Consider the following 21,546-nt stretch of genomic DNA (forward strand, 5'->3'; position numbering starts at 1 on the left):
CGTTTAGTGCCCCATCATCATTGCCGGGTCCGGATTGTCCCCGCCCGCGGTTCCTTCTTCCTCCTGCTGCTTCGGTTTGCGCAAAATGAGCGTCAGCGCGACACCTGCGGTCACGATGCATGCGGACAGAAAGAATGTGTCGCCGTAACCCGCGACGACGGCGCTCAGCGGATTCGCATTCGCTCCCGCGCTTGCGGCGTGGGAAGTGATTTGCGACGTCAGATAACCCGTCAGGCCCGCGACCGCGAACGAGACGACGACTTGCTGAGCTGCCGCCGTCAGCGGTGTGACACGGCTCACCAGACGGCGAGGCGCAGAGTTCAGAACATGCGTGTTGAGCGGCATCATGGAGAAGCCCATGCCGAGCCCCATTATGCAGATGCACGGGATGATCACCCACAGCGAAGTGTCCACCGATATGCCGGACAAGATGAACAGGGAAATGGAAATGACGGTAAGACCGGCGAAGGCGAGCGGACGCGCGCCTATCTTGTCGAACAGCCGGCCGCTGATCGGCATGCCGATTCCCGCGCATAACGCCTGCGGCATCAGGATCCAGCCCGTTTCAAGCGCAGTGTAGTGCATGACGCCTTGCAGGTACAGCGGCACGATCAGCATGGCGCCGAACAGCGCGAGCTGTACGATCCACGTCAGGATGATGCTGCGCGTAAAATCGGACGACTTGAACACTTTCAGCTCCAGCAGCGGCTGCTTCTGTCCCAGCTCCACGAAGATGAAGAGGACAAGCGCAATGCCGCCGACGGTCAAGCCCGTGATCGTCGAAGCGGATGACCAACTGGTGCCGCCTTCGCTTACGCCGTACGCCAGCATGGAGAAGGCGACCGGCGCGAGGCACATGCCGATGACGTCCAAATGCGGAGCCGCATGGCGGTCGGATTTCGGCAAATATTTATACCCGAGAATGAAGGCGATAATGCCGATCGGCAGATTGATGATGAAAATCCAGTGCCAGCTGACGGAATCGACCAGATAGCCGGATAACACCGGACCAAACGCCGGCGCCATCAGCATGGGGATGCCGAGCACGCCCATGATGGATCCGCGGCGCTCCGGAGGCGCGAGCTTAAACACCATGGCCATCCCGAGCGGGGCTACCATGCCGCCGCCCAAGCCTTGAATGATGCGGAAGATGATCAGCTGCTCCGGCGTTTGCGCGATGCCGCACAGCACGGAGCCGATCGTGAACAGGGCGATCGTAATCATGAAAATTTGCTTGGAGCCGAATTTATCTGTCATCCAGCCTGCAAGCGGGATAACCGCGGATAAGGCCAGCGTATAACCGGTGACGGTCCATTGGATCGTCTTCAGATCGGTGTCGAAGTATTCAACGAGCTTCGGAATGGCGTTATTAACGACGGTGCTGTCCAGAATAACCATGATCATGCCGACAATAATCGCCATGAGCGGCGGGAGAATGGCTTTCAACGAGAAGTCGTCCCCGCCGGCTGTTTTCGGTTTTGTTTGCGTAGGAGCTGACATAGGTCCCTTCTTTCTGCTCATCGAGCGGTGTATGGATGAAATGTTGCTTTCTCGTACAAATTCGCAGGCAAAACCTGCACGAACGGCGACCAATCGCCCGTCGTATAAAGATGAAGCCGGTGCATGGCCCGCGTACACGCCGTATATAGCAGCTTGCGTTCGTTCTCCCGGCCGTAAGCTTCGGGCGAAGCATCATAAACGAAGACTGCATCGAACTCGACACCTTTGGCGAGATACACGGGAATGACCATCACTCCCTTTTCAAAGTTAAGCGTCTCCTTCGTAACGAGCCGCAGAGCTTCGCCTCCGTGAGACCGTAACGCTTCATGGACCTCACGGCTTTCGGCGGCGGTTTTCGTAATGACGGCGATGGAATCGAAGCCCTCGGCCATAAGCGCCGCGATGTCCGCCATTATTTGCGCATCGCGCCTCTCTCCGCCGTCCACTCTCGTCAGAAGCGGCTTTCGGCCTCCCCTTTCAAACGGTACGATTTTTTCCCCGTCAGGAAGCATCGATTTCGTAAATTCTACAATCTCTTTGGTTGAACGATAACTGCGTACCAGGCGGATAAGGCTTGTTTCGGCTTCACCGAAAAGGCGAACCAGCGGCGAATCGGGTGCGTCCAAACTAGTCGCCTGCATGAAGATCGCTTGCCCGAAATCGCCGAGCACCGTCATCCGGGCACGGGGAAACAGCTTTTTTAAGTATTCATATTGAAACGGCGAATAATCCTGACCCTCATCAACGAAGACATAACGGATTTCCGTGTTCGTCCGGACGCCTTCGATCAGTTCTTTTACATATAAATACGGCGTCGCATCCTCGTGGAACAACTCGTTCCGGAGCAGCGTTTCCTTGGTTTGCCTGCAAATTTCAGGCCATAGCGGCGGGATGAAGGCCCCATTCGTTCTCTCCCGATAAGCGGCTTCGTCGACAAACAATTGGCCATATATGCCTTTGACATCCACAAAGGAGAATTTCTTCACGCTTTTCCTTAGCGGTTTAAAGCTTTCTTTCACGATCCTTTGGCGAAGCAGATCTTCCTCCTTCAGGGCGAAGTCAAAGTCGCCTTCATCTCCCCGGCGCTTGTTGCTTATTTTCTCGCGAACTGCGGCGAATTGTTCGGCTAGGTCGAACACTTCCTTCTCCTTATGCAGCATTCCGAAAATTTCCGCGTACTGCTCGGCGTCGAGATAATTCAACTCTTCCTGCACCCAAGCAGCATCCCGTTCGATACGTTCCAGCGAGGCCAATTCATTCAGCAGCCACTCCTGCAAGAGAACGACACGATTGCTCAGCGGCAGGGAGCGGTCAAATCCGTAAAATATCTCCCTCAAACGCTCAGCGGCAATCAAATCGCGGTCCCGGAATCGAATATCGTTGAATCGCATGCCTTCCCGTCCCAGCCATATTCCATAGCTCTGCAGAGCTTGCAGGAAAGCTTCGGATGCTTTATATCCCATCCCCTGAAGACGAGCCTCATACCCCGGCGCTCCTTGTGCGGTCAATACATATTCGATCTGATCAAAGGGATCCTCCGGCCGTAACGAGGAACCCAGCCAATAGTCGAGATATTCCTGAAAAGTCGTCTGCTGCATGTTCTCTTCGCCAAGCTCCGGAAGGACGGTGGAGATGTAACTGGCGAACATCGGATTCGGCGAGAAAAGAACGATTTGATCCGCCCTGATCGTTTGGCGGTGTTTGTACAGCAAGTACGCTACCCGCTGCAAGGCCGCGGAAGTTTTACCGCTGCCGGCCGCCCCTTGTACGATAAGCATCCGGCTTTTGTCATTGCGGATGATGGCGTTTTGTTCCCTCTGAATGGTGGCCACGATACTCTTCATTTGCGAGTCCGCACCTTTGCCGAGCACTTGCTGCAGCAGCTCGTCTCCGATCGTTTCGCTCGCGTCAAACATGTTGTGGATTTGCCCGTTTTGAATTTGAAACTGCCGTTTGAGCTCCATCGTCCCTTCGAATGTTCCGGTAGGCGTGACATAAGACGCTCGACCGGGCGAGTAGTCGTAGTACATGCTCGCGATTGGCGTACGCCAGTCATAGATCAAAAAGCTCAATCCGTCATCGTCGACGAAGGAAGATACGCCGATATAAATTTGCTCGCTGAGGTCCAGACCATCCTCCTGAAAGTCGATTCGTCCGAAATACGGAGACGGGAGCAAACGGTTCATGCTTTTCCATTGCTGCATTTGCAGCTTGTGGCCTCGCTCCCGTTCGGCCAATATCGCGGACTGCTGGTTAATCGTGTAGAAGGTCTCTTCGAAATCTTCGTACGTGCCGGTGTTAATCGAGACTTCTTCCCAAAACCGCTTGCGGATGTCCGCAGCCTGATCGCGCAGTCCGGCAATGCCCGGCTCCAGTTCGGCGATTCGCGCCTGCAGCTTGCTCTTGACCTTTTCCAGCCGCTCCTGTTCCTGCCGCCAATCCTTCGCTTCCATCTCTCCCTAACACACTCCTTTTTCCTTTTTCTGGGATAAAAAAGAGCATTGACAAATCAAAGTTCCAGATGTACAATTAAAGTGGGAATAAAACTGAATGCACCATTCACTTCAATTTGTCAATTGCGCTATTGATTATATCATGGCGTTATTTTTCGTTCAATTTATTTTTTGTTATTCCCTTCTGGAAAATTGACCCGATTACGGTCAGCTTAAACAAACAAAAAAAACCTCCATTTCGCTAATTCAAGCGGGAATGGAGGTTTTCCGTTTTAAAGTGAACGTGACGGGAGCGCGGACATCATTCGAAAAATAATTTCGAAGCAGCTCCCCGCCAATGAAACCTAGATTCGCTGCGCCGAAGAATTCACGCAAGCGGGCATCGGCTTGCCGGCGAGTCCGGCGAGCAAGTTGGCCGCCGTCAAATCGGACATCCGGCCGCGCGTCTCGTGCGTGGCGCTGCCGACATGCGGCGTAATCAAAACATTCGGCAGCGCGATCAGCGGATGATCCACGGGCAGCGGCTCCGGATCGGTAACGTCAAGCGCCGCATACGCGATACCGCCCGTTCGCAGCGCCTCATACAGCGCTTCGGTGTTAACGATCGAACCGCGGGAAGCGTTGATGAAATAAGCGGACGGTTTCATTTTGGCGAACTGGTCGCGATCGAACATCCCTTTGCTCGAGGCGGACAGCGGAACAAGGACGACGATAAAATCGGACTCCGCCAAAAGCTCGTCAAACTGAACATAACGGGTGCCGAGCGCTTGATCGTCCTCGCGCCGGGAACGGTTATGGTAGATGACATTCATGCCGCTGGCCTGCGCCCTGCGCGCAACCGCGCTGCCGATATCGCCCATGCCGACGATACCGAGCGTTTTGCCGTATGGGTCCACGCCGAACGGTACGGCGGCGCCGGGCGTCCACCGCCCGCTTTTGACCATTTCCCAGCCGTCATGAATGCGGCGTGCAGCGGCTAGCAGCAAGGCGTATGTCAAATCCGCTACGGTTTCCACGAGCACGCCCGGCGTGTTGCCGAACGGAACCCCTTTGGCCGTACAAGCCTGTATGTCGACATTGTCGTACCCGACCGAGGACTGCGCAATAACGCGTAATTGCGGGGCAGCCGCCAGCAGCTCTCCGTCGACTTTGACGTTCCCCGTGCTGACAAGTCCGTCGGCATCCTGCAGCCAGTCCAGCAGCTGCTCGCGCGGAATCGGGCCCGGCCCCTCCCATTTCTTGATTTCGCATTGCTCTTCCAGTGCGGCCAGCGCTTGCGGATACAAACTTCCCGTCATGACGATTTTATACGGCTTCAGATCAAGCAGCTCCTTCCAGTACAGCCGGATCAACGACCGGCCGATGCGAGTATTGGTGTCTTGAGTTCATTTTCCTAGGGCGTGTCTGAATACTCCGAGGGGAGCAGATTTTGCCGAATTTTTGTTCCTCCATCAGGAAAATTATGCTACGCATCACCTTGAGCTGATTACGCTACGGTAAACGCACCGCCCCAGAAAGGGCGGAAGCCGTTTATCCTGGTAGGCAAGGCGCGTTTGTGAAGGCGTACCGGGGGTACGTCAAGCAAACGGAACGAAGCATAGGGCGAAAAGGCGGTGAAAGATGACCCTGAGTGAGTGTTCAGACACGCCCTAGTATTCCATCGGTTGAACTCGGCATAAGGCTATCTTACACGAAGGAATCTCTCAATCCAACCCTCTTTTTCCTTCGGGACGGGTCTTTTCGTTTGCACCCGGGAAACGCTCGAAGTCGCTCGCGGCTTTCCGTACACGCCGGGCATACGCAAAAACGCCGTCCGTACCGAAGTACGAACGGCGTTCTCCTATAGAGCGGTCTCATACTATAAGCCTAGCATAAACTGAACCGTTTTGTCGGCGACTCCCGGCAATATCTCATGTCCGAAATCCGGATAAACGGCCAAGCTTTTCGGTGCCGTAATTTTGTTGAAAGCGGCGAATTGTGTGGAAGGCGGGCAAATGTTATCCATAAGGCCGACACCCATCAGCACTTCTCCGCGAATGCGGCTTGTCAGATGCTGCACGTCGACATAACCGAGCTTCCTGAAGATCTCTTCCTCCCGAAGATGCTCGGGATCATGGCGCCGGAAATACAGGCTAAGCTCCTCATAGGAATCTTTCGCCAAATCCATTTCCCATACTCTCTGATAGTCGCACAGAAAAGGAACTGTCGGCGCAACCCGCTTAATTCGCGGCTCCAATGCCGCACAAGCGAATGTCAGCCCTCCCCCTTGCGAGCCGCCCATGGCTCCGACCCGATCCGGATCGACTTCCGGCAGCTCCATCACAATACCGGCAAGCTGCGCCGTATCCAGAAAAATATGCCGGAACAGCATGTTATCCGGATGATCGTCCAGCCCGCGGACGATATGTCCCCTATGCGTCGTGCCTTTTACCCCGCCGGTATCCTCCGACAATCCGCCCTGCCCGCGGCAGTCCATGGCGACGACGGTAAATCCCAGCGAAGCATAACTCAATTTATCCGTCCAATCTCCCGAATTCAGCGTATAGCCATGAAACTGCACGATAGCCGGATGCGGTCCCGAAACGTGCTTCGGCCGTACGTATTTGGCGTGAATACGGGCTCCCCGAACTCCTGTAAAATACAAATCGTAGCAATCGGCAAAAGGAACCTGAAAATCGCTCTCCACAAGCTCCAACTGCGTTTCCGTCCCCCGCATCTCTTCAAGCGCTCTTTCCCAATAGGCGTCGAAGTCGTCCGGCCGCGGATTTCTGCCCTCGTATTTGCGCAATTCCGCAAGCGGCATGTCGAGCAATGGCATATTTATTCATCCTTTCCTTTCGATTGTCTCTCTTGTCTGCCTCGTCAGCTCCCCCTACCCTTTTACGGCGCCGATCGTAAGCCCCTTGACGAAAAACCGCTGAAAGAACAGGAATAATACGACAATCGGCGTCATTGCCCAAGTCGAACCGGCCATAACCAGGCCGTAGTCGACATTTTGCATTTGCAGGGAGGCAAGCCCCACCTGCAGCGTGCGCATATCCCGCGATTCCGTTGCGAGCAGCGGCCAAAGGAAGTCGTTCCACTGCGTAATAAAGCTGAAAATGGCGACAATCGCCAGCACCGGCATCGACACCGGCAAAATAATGTTCCAATAAATGCGCCACTCCGAGCAGCCGTCGATTTTGGCGGCTGAAATCAGCTCGTTCGGAATCGTTTCCATAAACTGCTTGGTCAGGAACACGGCAACCGGCGAGACGAGAACCGGCAAAACGAGCGCCCAATACGTATTCAGCAGCCCCATATCGCGGATCTGGATAAACAGCGGCACCATAATGACTTGAGTCGAGGTCATCATGATGCTGACGATCCCCCAGAAAATGATCCTTTTTCCCGGAAACTTCTTCTTTGCGAACACGTAGCCAGCCATTGAGCACAATAGTACGTTGCCTATCATCGCGCTTGACGCAATGAGTATACTGTTCCACGACCATAACCAAACGAGCGGATCGCCCGTAAGTTTCTCGAAATTAACGAGCGTCAAATTGTTCCATGTCAAATCCGGAGGCGTCTGAAGCGCCGAAGTCGGCGGCTTAAAAGCCTGCAGCGCCATCCAGTAAAAAGGAAACAGCAGTGCGGCGGCGGCAACCGCGAGTACAAGAAAGCTGACCGCCTCAAACCATTTGATCCTGGAGATGAAAATCCCCTCCTTACTTGTAAATACGTGCTGCTGACAACCCGTCAATATTCGAGATCGCTCGCAAGGAGACGGAACTGAACGACCGCAATCGCCATGACGACGATTAGCAGAACGATCGATTGAGCGGAAGCGACACCGAAATCGAAGTTTTTGAATGCGTTCTCGTAAATCAGAAAACCGATCGTCGTCGTCGCCCTGTCCGGTCCGCCGGAAGTCAGCATATACACGGGCGCAAATACTTGGAACGATGCGACGGTGTTAACGACGATCAAGTAGGTCAGCGTCGGTTTCAGCATCGGCAGCTTGATTCTAACGATCTCCTGCCATATCCCTGCGCCGTCGATTCTTCCGGCCTCCTGATAATCCTTCGGAATGCCGCCGAGCGCGGTAACGAGGATGAGAATGTTCGACCCCTGAGAAACGGCTACGGTCATCAGCATAATCGAAACAAGGGCAACCCCCGGGTCGCCCAGCCACAAGACGGGGCCTAAGCCGACCTTTCCCAGCAAATAGTTGAAAAGCCCGAAGGCGGGATGGTACATCCATATCCACAAAATCGAGACGATGACGATCGGCGCGACGCTCGGCAAATAAAGAGCGGCCTTAAAGAACGTTTGCACCTTTTCCCGAAAAGGATCGATCATGAACGCCGCAAGCAGCGATACGAACAGGCCCGCCGCCACCGTGACAACCGTAAACAATACGGTAACCCTCATCGAACGCCAAAAAACCGGATCCCCGAACACCTTCCTGAAATTATCCAGTCCGACCCATTCATGCCCGTCGAATGTCCATGATTGAAAGCTCATCTGCAGCCCTTTGACGATCGGCGCATACATGAACGCCGCAAACAGCAAGCAAGACGGCAGCAAAAACAAATAAGCCGGCATTACGTTGCGCAAACGATGCATTGCTTCACCTCCTGAGGTTAGGAAGCCGAACGTCCGGAAGGTTTCCTCCCGCCGGACTCGCTTCCGTGCCCCGCTACTTCATTTTGTCGTTCAACACTTGCTCCATGTTTTTAAGGGCGCTCTCCACGGTTTTGCCGCCCGTTAAAATCGCTTGAAGCTCTTTCTCCCAGTCCCCTACCGAAGCGAGTCCGAAGGCGCGGGAGTAAAGCGAGTTGCCGTATTTGGACAGTTGGTCCATGTAGGTCATAACCGGATCGTCGCCGTACACATTGCCGCTCGAATTGCGCGCGGGGAACACGCCGATATGCTTGACGATTTTCGAATTTTCCGCATTCGTAATAAAACGCGCGAATTCCATGACGAGTTTTTTCTTTTCTTCTTCCTTCTGCTTGAACACGATAAACCCGCCGACGTTATTCCATGCCTCCGTTTGATGTCCTTGGCCGTGAGGAGGCGCTACGAAAGCGATGTTGAAAGGCTTCGGCGCTTTTTTCGCTTCCTCGAAAATATTCGGAGTAGCAGGATACATGGCGATTTGCTGGTTCAAAAACATGCTCATGGCGTTTTCTCCGCTAATGCCCGCTCCTCCAGGAGGCACTACTTTGTGCTTGTTGGCCAGGTCGGCCATGAACTGCATCCCTTCGGCAAACTTCGGATCCGTAATCGTCACTTTGTCGGAGTTGGCGTTTACGATATTGGCGCCGTTGGCGACCCCGTACAGGTACATGTAGAACGGGCCGTCCTTGCCCCACAAGGCGGTTCCGTATACGTCCGGCTTGCCGCCTCCGCTGCGGCTGAACGTCGTAGCCTGCGAAGCCTTAAGGAACTCATCGAACGTCCAATCTCGCAGCGGTCGATCCATCGGCAGCAACGCTTCGGCATTCCGCTCTTTGAAAATATCCATATTGACGGCCACGCCGGAAACCATTTTCAGCCACGGCCACAGATAGGTGTTATTGCCGTACTTCATGGCCCCTTTGACCGCATCCGGGTAGTCGTCCCAATCGGCCTGCTTCAGAAAGGAATCGATCGGCTCGAGAGCGCCCATTTTGCCGTATTTGCTGACCCCTCCGAAATTGTTGATCGTATAGACGAGATCCGGCGGCGAGCCTGCGGCGACAGCCACGTCTATTTTTTCGGTGCCGCCTGCCCAGTCCAGCAATTCGACGGAAATGTTCGCATTCGGATATTGCTCTTTAAACTTCTTGGCATATTCTTTGGCCCAATCGTCGGGATTTCCTTTGCCGTCTCCATTAATGCCGTTCATCATCGGATAAACCCATAATTTGATCGGAACTTCCTTCTTGCTTGCCGTATCCGGCGTCGAGCTAGCCGCAGGGTTGGAGCCGTTGTTTGTGGAGGCTGCAGGCTTTTGCGCCTCTTTGCCCCCTCCGCACCCGCTTAACAAAGCCGCACCGCATAAAACGGACACTAACGATAATGAAGCCAATTTGCGCATACTTGCGATCCCCTTCCATTTTTCAGGTGAAATGTTCAGCTTGCCGTGTATTCAGCCGATTCGATAAATGCTCCGGTTCTTTCCTCTGCCTGCACAGGTTCGCTATTCCGACGAAACTCCGCTTTCGCGCAGTACAGAGAGTAAACTTTCCGTGTACTCAAGACAATCCGTTTTTTTCATCACCCCCTTTTCAAAATGTAATTATTACGATTAATTAATCGTGATGTAGTACATGTATAGCACTTGTATACTTGATGACAGCATTCTTCTATAAGAATGCCGGCGTAAGCCGATTCCCTACGTCTCGATATGGGCCGGTATCAACTGAAAGGCTTGCGACTGCTGTAAGTAATCGTGAAAAGTTACAAGGTCATATTCCTCCAGCAAATCTTGTACCGTAAAAGACTCCGTTTCGCTGTATATTTGAACGGCGCCTACGTAACCCGGATCGACGATCCTCACCTGATCCCCGTATTTTTCTTTCATATCGGCAAGCTTCTGCCAATGGTTGTTCAGATGGCAAACTACGCAATCCAAGTTCACCTTTTCCGTAAAATGGTCAAAATAATTCGTATTGGTGCGAAGCACCTGACCAAGCGGAGAAATGAGCTGGCTCGGATACGATTGGCTAATCGCGCTGACGAAATGCGCCCCGCAGGAATAGGCCCAATATTGCTGCATGAGGCCTCCGTGATACATCGATACGAAGACGAGCAAATCCGGTTTGGCCTGTTCATAGATCCGCCGCAGCCGTTCGAAGTTCAGATCGAAGCAAATGACGAATCCGACCGTGCCGAAGTCGCATGTCATCACGGGGGCATCCTTGCCGCCTAATACGCCGTACTCGCTAATCTCAATGTCGACCGGGTGGTTTTTGTTATAGATCCCGATGACTTCCCCGCTCCGATCGATCAGCTCGACCGAATTCCGCCATGAGCCGTCCTCCATCAGCCTCATGCGCGGATAAGCGATATAACAGCTATGCCGCTTGGCCGTTTCGGAAAGCATGGTCAGAATGGAGTCTCCGCGAAACGCGTAAAATTCCTTCGCCCTCTCGAGCGAATAATGCCGCGGCATATCGCAGACCTCCGGAAGCACGATAAGATCGGGCCGGTCGGGTAGCACCTGACGTATTTTCTCCATCAAATGTTCCTTAACGACCTGTAAGGCATCGCTCAAGCCGAGACCGGGATCGACATCCTTGTAGTCGCAGCCTATCGAGCTGATTTTGGCGTATCTGGCCATGTACAATCCACCCTCCTTTACTTTTGCTTGGCATACCACTCGTTAACTTCCTTCGTAATCTGGCTGCCTCCCTGCAAACTCCAGATCGATACGAATTTATCGAATGCGCCGAGCGGTTCCAAGCCCATTATGATTTTAATGAACGTTTCCTGTTGGACGGAGGCTAAGTTGCCGCCCTTTTCAAGCATCGAGTCCGTCGGTGACGACGTAAACCGGTTCGGCATAAACTGATCGTTGCTCAAGTATTTCTCGATAATGCGCCCCGATCCGTTTTCGCCGCTTTGCGCGTTCGCCCACCACAGCATTTTTTCGCCGTTTTTGTATCTCATTACGTTGTTGTACGCATTCCTTTGCTCCGGCGAGAGCTCGCTCAACTCTTTTTTTCCCTTGAGCACCTCGTTGGTCACCCGGTAATTTTCCAAATTGTTAAAGGATCGGTACATTTTGATCGGCGCGAGCATCCACACCGCAGGAACATTTTGCGACTTCGGCCATATGAACTTGACGTAGTCTTCCTCGGACGGTGTGAAATAGTACTGCTTGACCCAGAACTCCAACAGCTTAAACACGGCCTCCGGATTTTTAATGCCTTTCTTGACGACGAAAACATAGCCGTAAATGTTCAAATCGTGCTGGAGCTTGACCGGTTTATCGTCGCTCGACGGAAAAGGATACGATTGCCATTCGATACCGGGCGTGCTTGTCGCAAGCGGCCATCCCGCCGAGCCCCAATCGCCGAAATGGATGCCTATCTTGTTGGCGGCAACGGAATTCATCACTTTCTGCATGTTTTTGACCGCGAAATCAGGATCGATGATTCCTTCCTTATACAGCTCTTGCAGCTTCGCGAGCGCCGGCTTCATCTCCGGCTGGATGCTGCCGAATGCCAGCTTGCCTTGCTCCTTCTCGATCCAGATGTTGGAATATGCATGATAGGCGTTCATAAACCCTTTGATTGCAGACAAATCCCTGTCGATTCCGAAGCCGAACGTATCCTTCTTGCCATTGCCGTCCGGATCCCGGTCGGCGAATGCGACCGCGATTTGCATCAGATCGTCCAACGTCTCGGGCTCGGGCAGCTGCAGCTTGTTCATCCAATCTTTGCGGATCCATACCATCGGAACGCTTTCGCGTTCCAGGCCCGTCCACGGAATCGCCATCAATTTGCCGTCGATCGTTGCGGCCTTCCTGACATCCTCGCCGGCTTCCTCCATCAGTTGCTTAACGACCTGAGGCGCGTCTCGCTCATACACATCGGTCAAGTCCTCGATCAAGCCTGCCGAATACAACTGTTTGAACTGTTCGGGGGTAGCCTGAAAAAAATCCGGTATATTTCCCGCGGCGATCAGCAAGTTCAGTCTTTGGATATATTCGTCATCCGAGGTCGCCGCCCATAAGCGTTTGACGGAGATGTTGAAGTTTTGCTCAAAATGCCGCGTCCATACGTTGTTGTTTAGATCATCTCCATTCTCGAACTTCAACAGCGGATTGAAGAGCGATACCGTCGACAACTCGACAAGCTGATCATACTTATCGGGGGATGTTTGCTTGCTGCCTGAAGGAGACTGCACGAGTGCAGGATTTCCGGTTTTCGCGCTTCCGTCTTCCTTTACCGCCGAAGACTCGCAGCCCGACAGCATAATCGACAATACCGGCACTGTGCTAAGAACGATGGCCATCATTCGTTTCACCAGTTAAACGCTCCTACTCTTTATGCTTTATGTTCGCCGTAAGCCGCAGGGCGTCTTCGGCGTTAGCTATACTGTATCGTTAGTACCGCAAAAAATACAGGCTCCATTTTAAAGAACGGTGGCAAATCCAAAGCTCATAAAAATTTGAATACGATCTGATGATTTGAATACTCGCAAATTGCATATGCGCAATTACATTAAACCGTTATATCCATTATAATGTAGACGGCGACAACAACACGGGAGGACATTAACTGATGTGGAAGCGTCCCTATACCTTTCTCAAAAACAATTCACTGTTCCACCGTCTTATGCTGAGTTTCCTGCTCATTATCATTTTGCAGGTTTCTTTCAACTTCCTCTCGTTCAGCTATTTCAAAACCGGCATTCGCGACGAAATCGTCAAATACAACAGCCTGAACCTGAACAACACGGTGGAAAGCTACGAGAAGCAATTTCAGCTGATCGAAAATTTGATAGTAGGTCTGTACTTCGACGATAAAATGACGGTTCTGCAAAAGGACAATTCGGCGAAAAACTTCATGTCCGTCAATCAGTTCAGCCAGGATCTGCTGCGGATGACCTCCAATCCGATGCTGAATTTGGAAAATATCGTGATCTATTTCAACGATTCCTCGATAACGGTGGATAAAGACGGCGGAGGCATCGCAGCCGAAACCTTCAACAACGCTTATATCAGCATGGATTATAATCAAGCATTCTGGCAGGAACAGTTTCGCCAAAGCTATCGTTACCGTATTTTCCCTGCCGCTGAATTCCGCATGCTCAGTACGGATCAAAAAGTCGTTCCCCGCGGAAAGCTGTTTCCGATCGTCTTCAAGAACAGCGTGAACAATCAGGTATACTTGATCGCTTTTTTGAATGCCGACAAAGCATTTGCCGCTTTTCACCATTCGATCAACGAAAACTTCTATATCGTCGACGGGCAAGGGAATACCGTTTATGCCAATAATCCCGCAAAGCAGCCGGAGCACGCGGATCTGCTTGCATTCGCCGCAGCCGGAGAAGGAAACAGCAGCAAAAACAACGACTACTTTTTTTACAAGAAGGGCAGCGAGTCCGGTCTTACTTATATCAACGTCATTCCAAATGAAAACATAACGGCTCAGGTGCGGCGCATGAATACGGAGCTGCTTCTTATTTTGGGGTTCGTCGTTCTGATCAGTATTGTCATTTCGATTGTGCTTAGCGCAAAATTCAACAGCCCGATCCGTAAAATCGTCGAATCCATTCAGAAGCGAAATCCCAACAACCCGGTACCGGCGGGCATACGCGAATTTACGATCATCGGGGATACAATCGGCAGCATGATTCAAACCGCACAGCATACTTCCACCGACCTGCGCAAGAAGGATTCGCTTCTGAAAAATTACGGCTATATCAACAAGCTGAAAAACATTTATTCAAGTCAGCACGATGTGCATGAAGATTTGCTTGAGATGGACAAGCCGTTTTACCTGATTATTTTTTCGCTTTCCTTCACGAAGGCATTCCAACAATTGCCGGATGCCGATCAGAAGAAGGCTTCGCTTTATATTTCGGAGTTTATTCAGCTGCAGTTTTCAAAAAGCTTCGATGATCCGGTCACGATGCAGATTGAGAAGCAGATGATTTTATCGCTGATTTTCTCCGATACCGAGCAGCAGCAAACGAAGCTGACAGGCGCATTGGAACAGCTACGAACCATTTTTGACCGCGACCGGGCATACTGCTTCTTGACGATTGCCGTTCATCCGGTGCTGCGCAGCTCCTCGGAATTTACTACCGCTTATGAGGAAACGCTTGAAATGCTCCAGCAGAGAGAATTGAATGCGGATACGCAGATCATCACCAAGCCGATGCCGGAAAGCTTTCACCCGCTCATCCCCGTATCGCTTGAGCAGGAATTTTACGTTCATTTGCAGGCAGGCAATGAATCGACGGTTATGGATCACATGAAACGGATGCTGCTTTTGCTGGACAAAAACAATGCGAACGTTTATCAGTTCACCCAGTTTTCGCGCGAGACGGTTTCGAGGACGATCAAGACGCTAAGCGCGGCCAATGCGGACATCAGCGGCTTGCTGGGAACGGAATCGCCTTATCAGAAGCTGAAGGAATGTGCGACCGTTGACGAGTACGCTCAATTTTTCGGGGATTTTCTCAAACAATCGATCGCGCTGATTCACGAGAAAAAATCGGGGCAAGACCCGCTCAAAGACTCCATTCTGGAATATTTGAGCAGGCACTTCGGCGAAGAGGTTTCGCTGGAATCCATAGCGGGCAGATTCAATTTATCGAGCGGTTATTTATCCATCTACTTTAAAGAAAAAACGGGAACGAACTTCGTTCAATATTTGAACGAGCTGAGGATAACGAAAGCGAAGGAGCTGCTGCTGAGCACAAATATGAAAATGCTCGATATCGGCACGCAAGTAGGCGTTCCAAACGCCAATTCCTTCATTCGTCTCTTCAAAAAAGTGACGGGCTTCCCTCCGGGCGAGTATCGCCGTATGCATAGTATGGAGGAGGAGTCGGATTAGAACGTATAATTTCGCTTCGACATTCCCGACCCGATATCCGCACCGGCTTCATCCCATTTGGCCGTAATGACGAGTCCTTCGAGGCCGTAAGTAGCGTTCTTGGCCGCGTCTTTTTCGAGCTTGCCTTGATTCACTTTGAGACCGCAATCGTCCAAAAGCTTCTGAAGCTGAGTGGGATAACTCGTCTTCAAACGCGGGATTCTGTCTTCGATCCACTCCTGCGACATTTGGACGAGCGTACTGCCGTTCGCCGCTCCGCGTACGGCGAACGGATCCGCCTTCAGCTTGGCACCCGGCCCTTTGGCTTCTACAACGTAATACGTTTTTTTGGAGGGACTGCGCCATAGCTGATCGATCCCCGCCCCGGAAGCATATCCGATGATCAGTTCGCAATCGCCGCCCGCATAACCTTCCATGCGAATCGTCGTTACCGCCTCGCCCAGCAGCTCCGTCCGCGTCTGGGCGGTCTGCCTTTTCTTCGCCGCTTTTTTTTCGATCTCGCTGTAGTGCAAATCCAAGGCGTCTCCGATCTTTATTTTGCGGCGGACGCGGAGCAGCAGAACGAGATCTTGCTTACCCAAATCGTCCTGCAGGTTCTGATGAAGAATGGCCGCATACTTGCGGAAGCCTCTCTTCTTATGCTTGTCCCTAATTTGATGCCAGCGTTTTTTAGGAACCAAACGCGGTTTTTTGGACTTATTCTTCTCAAGTTTGCTTGCAAACGGCAAATTGGGCGATTTTTCGGACGATATGGACAGGGTTGTTCTGGCCATTTGAACGACGGCGGATCCGGCGGACTCCGGCTTCATCTGCGCTGGAGCTTCTTCTTCCGGCGTCTCCCCTTCGGCGAACTCCGCATCGAGGGCCGTTTCAAGCTCTTCGTCGGATAGCTCGCTCATGACCGTTTCGAACGTATCCGCTTCTTCCGGTGTCAGGGAGTCCGCTCCTTCCGGAGCGTAAGCTTCTTCGGGAGACATCGCGTCCGTTCCACCCGGAGCCATCGAGTCAGCCTCTTGCTCCGCTTCCTCGCCTTCCCGCTCCTCTTCGGATTCCGCTCTTTGAACCGGAGGTACCGCATGGCTTGCGGCGGCGATCTTCCGCTGCAGTGCCCCTCCTTCGCTGTCCTGCGGGGCGTAAGATCGCTGGGATTTCACCAATTGTGCGGCGGCTGCGTTCCCGACACTTCTCTGAAGCTGCAAGATATGTGCGGAAGTAAGCGGATGACCGTATCCGAGCGCCCTCTGCAGCGATTGTTCGTTACCTCGCTGCTGTACATCTTTCTCCGTTTGCATCCGCGAGGTTGTCCCATGCGATTTGATCAAACGTTTAGAAGGATGATCATGCAAACTCATCCACCTCCAAGCATTGCAAATTTATTGCGGGGCTGGAACGCCCGTGAAAATCCAATACAACTACTGCTAACTCTACTATAAAATACCGGATGTCCTTTGCCTAGTAGTAAACAATATGCCTGCGTTTCCTTAAACACATCGCAAAAACGCCCGTCCCAAAAGGCTCCTCATCACGCGGTAATGTAACTGGAGAACCTACATCTATTTTCCTGTAATCACGGCTTTTGAAGCAAATAGATGGAAAATATGCAGGTAATCTTACTCGATTCGGCCATTATTGAAGAAAACAAGAAAATCAACTGTAGTTTTCCCATATAAATGCCATTTTTTCAGCTTTTAAGCTAAATTAACTGCAGGTTTTCCATCAAGACCAAGGCATCCGCATGAACGGAGTTGTCCCGAAAGTCATTTTCTTATTATCATGCTCTACTAGTTGAGTGAACAAATAAGCTTCCAACCCCACTTTGCAATGGTTTTGGAAGCTTTGTTTTTATTCTTTGGGACAGCCCCCTTGAGAGACTTATCCGATTACAGATCCAAATCGTCCAAACCGTCGAGATCGAGGTCGGAGCCGCCTTTGGCGTAGTTGATCACTTTCTCTTCGAAGAAATCGGTTTTCGTTTGGTTGAAGTTCGTGAACTGCTTGATGAACGGAAGCGGATCTTCCGTAATTTCCGGATAGAGCGGATCGAGTCCGATCGCATCGAGACGGAAGTTCGACAGGTAACGGATGTACTGGTCGATCAAGCTGGCGCTCAGCCCTTGAATCCGATCGCCTACCGCATACGCGCCCCATTCCACTTCGTGCTCAACGGCCTGACGCATCATTTCGCGGAGCTCTTCTTCAAGCGCTTTGGTGAAAATATGCGGACGCTCTTTTTTCAGCTCGCGGAACATGTTCTGGAACAGCGCAAGATGCGTCAGCTCGTCGCGGTTAATGTATTTGATCTCGGTGCCGACGCCGGTCATTTTGCCGAAACGGGCCAGGTTGTAGAAGAAGCTGAAGCCGGCGTAGAAGTAGATGCCTTCCAGAATGTAGTTCGCCATCATCACCTTGGCAAAGCCTTCCTCGGTTTGGTGGTCGATGAACTCCTGGTAACAGTCGGCGATATATTTATTCCGTTTCAACAGGAACGGATCTTTGATGGCGATGTCATAAATTTCTTGCTGCTTCTCCGCACCGACGATGCTTTCCAAAATGTAACCGTAGCTTTGCGAGTGAAGCGCCTCTTGGTACGTTTGGATGTTCAGCAGCAGGTTCACTTCCGGCAGCGTTACATAGTCGTTGATGTTCGGCAGGTTGACCGTTTGCAGGGAATCAAGAAACACGAGGAACGAAATGACTTTGTTGAACGTTTCGCGCTCGTCGTGCTCAAGCCGCTCGTAGTGCATCTTGTCTTGGCCCAGCGAAATTTCTTCAGGGATCCAGAAGTTTTGCATCATCGTTTTGTAAAGCGGGTACGACCATTTGTACTTGTTGTTGCTCAGCATCATAAGGTTCGTCGTTTCACCGCCGATCAGCATCCGTTTCTCGTAGCTCGTATCGGCAGTCGGATTAAATAACGGTTTTTGCGTTAGTGAAGACACTTAGAATTCCTTCTTTCGACATTAATAATTTCGATCCCCACCTAAATCATCCCCTTCCACAGCGCTTCGATACGAAAAATGCATTCTTCGTATCGAAGCGCTAGGGGAGGACCCCGAAGGGCTGCCGCCCTCCGGCCACCCGCAAGCAAACACGCGGTGTGGCGGAAGGCCGACTCCTTGATGGGACTATGTGCGGCGAGCCGCTTGTCGTCCCTCCCTTAGCTCGAGGCAAAGGGAGGGACACGCTCTTGGTTGCCGCGATTTACAGCGCCGCGTCCTTGACGCGGCAAAAAAGCAGGTTTCCCTGCTTTTTTACTTCTTTATTTCTCTTGCTCCGGCGTTCGACCTCATTTGTTGCGCGGGTGGGCGTTAACTGGCGGAGTGTATGTGATGCATTTCGATCAGTTTGCGCACGGAGCGGAAAGTGTAAAGGTGGTCCCCGGCGAGTTTTGGCTTTGGATTCCTACCGTGCCCCGCAGGGCTTCTAATAGAAAGGAATCCAAAACAAGATGTTTGAGGGGGAGGGGAGTACCTTTACACTTGGAGCGCAGTAACTTATGCTGATCAAATGTTTTGCATCACACCGCCGTCTCCCGCCACCCCCAACAAACCGATCGTTACGCCGAGCAAGCTGCGCACTCTTCTACTTCGGCGCTCCGGCTTCTCGTATAATACAGTGTTTTGACGCCAAGCGTCCATGCCAAAATATACATCTGAGCGATTTCGGTCGCTTTCGTCTCCGGCGTAATGTACAAGTTGAAGCTTTGCGACTGGTCGATATGGCGCTGACGCGCCGCGCAAGCTTTGATGCTCCACGTTTGATCGATTTTGTGCGCTTCCTTATACAGCCAGAACGTCTGAGGATTCAAATCCGGCGCGATGATCGGAATGACCTGATTTTTCTTCTCGTCCATATAGAACTTCGAGTAAATCGGGTCGATGCTTTGCGTCGAACCGCCGTACTGCGAGCTCGAGCCGTTCGGCGCGACGGCCATCAGATAACCGTTGCGAAGGCCGTTTGCGGAAACTTCCGCAGCCAATGCCTGCCACTCGGCGCTCGTATAGTCGCGGCGCTTGAAATATTCGCCCGTCTGCCACTCCGAGCCTTCGAAGAAAGCGTAGGAGCCTTTTTCCTTTGCGAGCTCGCAGCTTGCTTTAATCGCATGATAGTTGACAAGCTCGTAAATCCGGTCGGCCATTTCCAAGTGCTCGTCCGATTCCCATTTTACGCCGTTAATCGCGAGCATATGATGGTAACCGAAGCTGCCGAGGCCGATCGCCCGGTATTTCGCGTTCGTGATTTCCGCTTCCTTAACCGGCAAATTGTTGATCGTGATGACATTGTCGAGCATCCGTACGACGACCGGTACGACCTGCGCGATCGTTTCCTCCGTGTTCGTGCGGCCCAGGTTCAGCGACCCCAGGTTGCAGACGACGAAATCTCCGGACTCGCGTGTTTCCACGACGTACTCGTTGCCGTCCTTGTCCTTCATCGTTTTGCGCGTGACCTCGCCGCTTACGGACATGTTCTGGTTGATCTCCATGCACAGGTTGCTGGAGTAGATGCGTCCCGCGTGTTTGTTCGGGTTCATCCGGTTAACCGTGTCGCGGAAAAATTGGAACGGCGTGCCGGTTTCCGTATCCGACTTGATGATCGCCTTAAGCAGGTCGATCGCGTTCACTTCTTCCTTCGGAATGTCCGGATGGTCGACGCAAGCCCAGTAGCGCTTCGAAAATTCGCCCTCTTCGCCTTCCGCCTCGTCGAACGAATCCTCCAGGCTCCAGCCCATCACGCGGCGAATTTCATGCGGACACATCAGGTAAAACTTGCCGTCGCGGACGCGCGTTTCTTTCTTCAGCTGACGCATGAATACGTCCGGAATCGAAACCGCCGGGAAAATGTCATGCGCTTTCCGGCGCTCGTCGCCGTTATTCGTCTTCAGGTTCAGGAACTCCCAAATGTCGCGGTGCCAAATGTCGAGCGTTACGCTGACCGCACCGTTACGAACGCCAAGCTGATTGCACGCGATCGCCGTATCGTTGATGATCCGGATCCACGGGATGACGCCGCCGCTTGTTCCTTTAAAGCCGCGGATGTCGGAGTTCGTCGCCCGCACCTTGCCGATGTAGATGCCCATGCCGCCGCCGTACTTGCTCACTTGGCTGAACAGATCGACGATATGGAAGATCGACTCCAGGGAATCGTCCATCGTTCCGATGAAACAGCTGGACAGCTGATTGAACGGCTTGCGCGCATTCGACATCGTCGGCGTCGCTTCAGTCATTTGCAGCAGCGACATGACGTCGTAGAACTGCTTCGCCCAGTGCACGCGATCCTCCGGCTTTTCGGCCAGCGCAATCGCCATTGCCACGCCCATGAAAGCTTCCTGAGGCAGCTCGTACACTTCTTTATTGTAGCCTTTCACGCAATAACGCTCGGCTAACGTTTTAACGCCGACATATGTCAGCAGGTAATCGCGTTCCGGTTTGATGTAGTCGCCCAGCTCGTCGACTTCTTTCTTCTTGTAGCCCTTCAAAATATAGTCCCCGTAAAGCCCTTCGTCCGTCAACATCTTGAGCAGCTTGTAGAAGCTGCCGTACCCGAAACTCTTTTTGCTGTAGTCGCGGTTAATGCCCGCTTCCTTGTACAAATCATATATGTAGAGCTTCGCTGCGACCTTATCCCAATTCGGCTCTTGAATCGTTACTTTCTCCACTGCCGTTTGTATCAAAATGCGCTGAATTTCCTTCGTGCGCATGCCGTCCTTCAGCTGCGGCAGAAGCGCCTGCTCGAGCTCAAGCGAGTTGAGTCCTATGCCTTCTATAGCGAAATCGATAACTTTTTTGAACTTGCTGAATTCCATCTCGGCTGCTTGTCCGTTACGTTTAATTACTTGCACGAGTATCTCCCCTTAACCGCTTTTCCACTCCATGAAACAACATTTTCCACTACATCTTGATGCCGTTATTAAAATTTATATCAACATGTAGTACAAGTCAAGGCTTGACTTCTTGGTTTTTTTGGAGTTTGTTCTGCCGGAGCGCCGTATCGCAATCGTTGAATATCGATGATAAGGCGGCGCTGAAAGCATATCCGGCAACCGCGTA

The 21,546-nt window shown here is 52.2% G+C and carries 13 protein-coding genes; 1 reads left to right on the top strand and 12 read right to left on the bottom strand.

Annotation, left to right across the window (positions count from 1 at the left end; all coding sequences use genetic code 11):
• Window positions 1-3 precede the first annotated feature (3 nt).
• From DQG23_RS06140 to DQG23_RS06180, 9 genes are all read right to left on the bottom strand, one after another.
• A complete protein-coding gene (locus tag DQG23_RS06140) occupies window positions 4-1,500 on the bottom strand; it encodes an MDR family MFS transporter (RefSeq protein WP_113029921.1) in 1,497 nt (498 codons plus the stop codon).
• A gap of 17 nt (window positions 1,501-1,517) precedes the next feature.
• Entirely contained in the window at window positions 1,518-3,953 is a 2,436-nt protein-coding gene (gene helD, locus DQG23_RS06145) for an RNA polymerase recycling motor HelD (RefSeq protein WP_113029922.1), read from the bottom strand.
• Between the two features lie 344 nt (window positions 3,954-4,297).
• The gene (locus DQG23_RS06150) at window positions 4,298-5,305 is read right to left on the bottom strand and encodes a 2-hydroxyacid dehydrogenase (protein ID WP_238177771.1); all 1,008 of its coding nucleotides are present in this window, start codon (window positions 5,303-5,305) and stop codon (window positions 4,298-4,300) included.
• Between the two features lie 506 nt (window positions 5,306-5,811).
• Window positions 5,812-6,771 carry an acetylxylan esterase gene (locus DQG23_RS06155; protein WP_113029923.1) on the bottom strand — a complete coding sequence of 320 codons (960 nt, stop codon included), beginning with the start codon at window positions 6,769-6,771 and terminating at the stop codon, window positions 5,812-5,814.
• Window positions 6,772-6,825: 54 nt separating this feature from the next.
• Window positions 6,826-7,695, bottom strand: coding sequence for a carbohydrate ABC transporter permease (locus DQG23_RS06160; RefSeq protein WP_113029924.1), 870 nt, complete (start codon window positions 7,693-7,695; stop codon window positions 6,826-6,828).
• Window positions 7,692-8,561, bottom strand: coding sequence for a carbohydrate ABC transporter permease (locus DQG23_RS06165; RefSeq protein WP_113029925.1), 870 nt, complete (start codon window positions 8,559-8,561; stop codon window positions 7,692-7,694). Before DQG23_RS06165 ends, DQG23_RS06160 begins: the two co-directional genes overlap by 4 nt.
• Window positions 8,562-8,634: 73 nt before the next feature.
• On the bottom strand, window positions 8,635-10,020 hold the full coding sequence (locus DQG23_RS06170; protein WP_113029926.1) for an extracellular solute-binding protein: 1,386 nt from the start codon (window positions 10,018-10,020) through the stop codon (window positions 8,635-8,637).
• Window positions 10,021-10,317: 297 nt separating this feature from the next.
• A complete protein-coding gene (locus DQG23_RS06175; RefSeq protein WP_113029927.1) occupies window positions 10,318-11,265 on the bottom strand; it encodes a carbon-nitrogen hydrolase family protein in 948 nt (315 codons plus the stop codon).
• Between the two features lie 17 nt (window positions 11,266-11,282).
• Window positions 11,283-12,947: an extracellular solute-binding protein gene (locus DQG23_RS06180; protein ID WP_238177783.1), complete on the bottom strand. Its 1,665-nt coding sequence runs from the start codon at window positions 12,945-12,947 to the stop codon at window positions 11,283-11,285.
• Between the two features lie 266 nt (window positions 12,948-13,213).
• Between DQG23_RS06180 and DQG23_RS06185 the strand changes: the two genes are divergently transcribed.
• Complete coding sequence (locus DQG23_RS06185) at window positions 13,214-15,499, top strand: helix-turn-helix domain-containing protein (protein WP_113029929.1); 2,286 nt, start codon at window positions 13,214-13,216, stop codon at window positions 15,497-15,499.
• On the opposite strand, the gene DQG23_RS06190 is transcribed toward DQG23_RS06185, so the two are convergent.
• From DQG23_RS06190 to DQG23_RS06200, 3 genes are all read right to left on the bottom strand, one after another.
• On the bottom strand, window positions 15,496-16,845 hold the full coding sequence (locus tag DQG23_RS06190) for a hypothetical protein (RefSeq protein WP_113029930.1): 1,350 nt from the start codon (window positions 16,843-16,845) through the stop codon (window positions 15,496-15,498). The genes DQG23_RS06185 and DQG23_RS06190 overlap by 4 nt on opposite strands.
• A 534-nt stretch (window positions 16,846-17,379) precedes the next feature.
• A complete protein-coding gene (locus tag DQG23_RS06195; protein ID WP_113029931.1) occupies window positions 17,380-18,438 on the bottom strand; it encodes a ribonucleotide-diphosphate reductase subunit beta in 1,059 nt (352 codons plus the stop codon).
• A 617-nt stretch (window positions 18,439-19,055) separates the two neighbouring features.
• The gene (locus DQG23_RS06200) at window positions 19,056-21,338 is read right to left on the bottom strand and encodes a ribonucleoside-diphosphate reductase subunit alpha (RefSeq protein WP_113029932.1); all 2,283 of its coding nucleotides are present in this window, start codon (window positions 21,336-21,338) and stop codon (window positions 19,056-19,058) included.
• Window positions 21,339-21,546 lie beyond the last annotated feature (208 nt).

The sequence above is a fragment of the Paenibacillus contaminans genome, assembly GCF_003285015.1.
GTDB classification, from domain to species: domain Bacteria; phylum Bacillota; class Bacilli; order Paenibacillales; family NBRC-103111; genus Paenibacillus_V; species Paenibacillus_V contaminans.

What these genes read in the sequence shown, in the direction of transcription:
- DQG23_RS06140 (WP_113029921.1), bottom strand. Translation starts at nt 1,500, where the DNA reads ATGTCAGCTCCTACGCAAACAAAACCGAAAACAGCCGGCGGGGACGAC.
- DQG23_RS06165 (WP_113029925.1), bottom strand. Translation starts at nt 8,561, where the DNA reads ATGCATCGTTTGCGCAACGTAATGCCGGCTTATTTGTTTTTGCTGCCG.
- DQG23_RS06155 (WP_113029923.1), bottom strand. Translation starts at nt 6,771, where the DNA reads ATGCCATTGCTCGACATGCCGCTTGCGGAATTGCGCAAATACGAGGGC.
- helD (WP_113029922.1), bottom strand. Translation starts at nt 3,953, where the DNA reads ATGGAAGCGAAGGATTGGCGGCAGGAACAGGAGCGGCTGGAAAAGGTC.
- DQG23_RS06185 (WP_113029929.1), top strand. Translation starts at nt 13,214, where the DNA reads ATGTGGAAGCGTCCCTATACCTTTCTCAAAAACAATTCACTGTTCCAC.
- DQG23_RS06170 (WP_113029926.1), bottom strand. Translation starts at nt 10,020, where the DNA reads ATGCGCAAATTGGCTTCATTATCGTTAGTGTCCGTTTTATGCGGTGCG.
- DQG23_RS06180 (WP_238177783.1), bottom strand. Translation starts at nt 12,947, where the DNA reads ATGATGGCCATCGTTCTTAGCACAGTGCCGGTATTGTCGATTATGCTG.
- DQG23_RS06175 (WP_113029927.1), bottom strand. Translation starts at nt 11,265, where the DNA reads ATGGCCAGATACGCCAAAATCAGCTCGATAGGCTGCGACTACAAGGAT.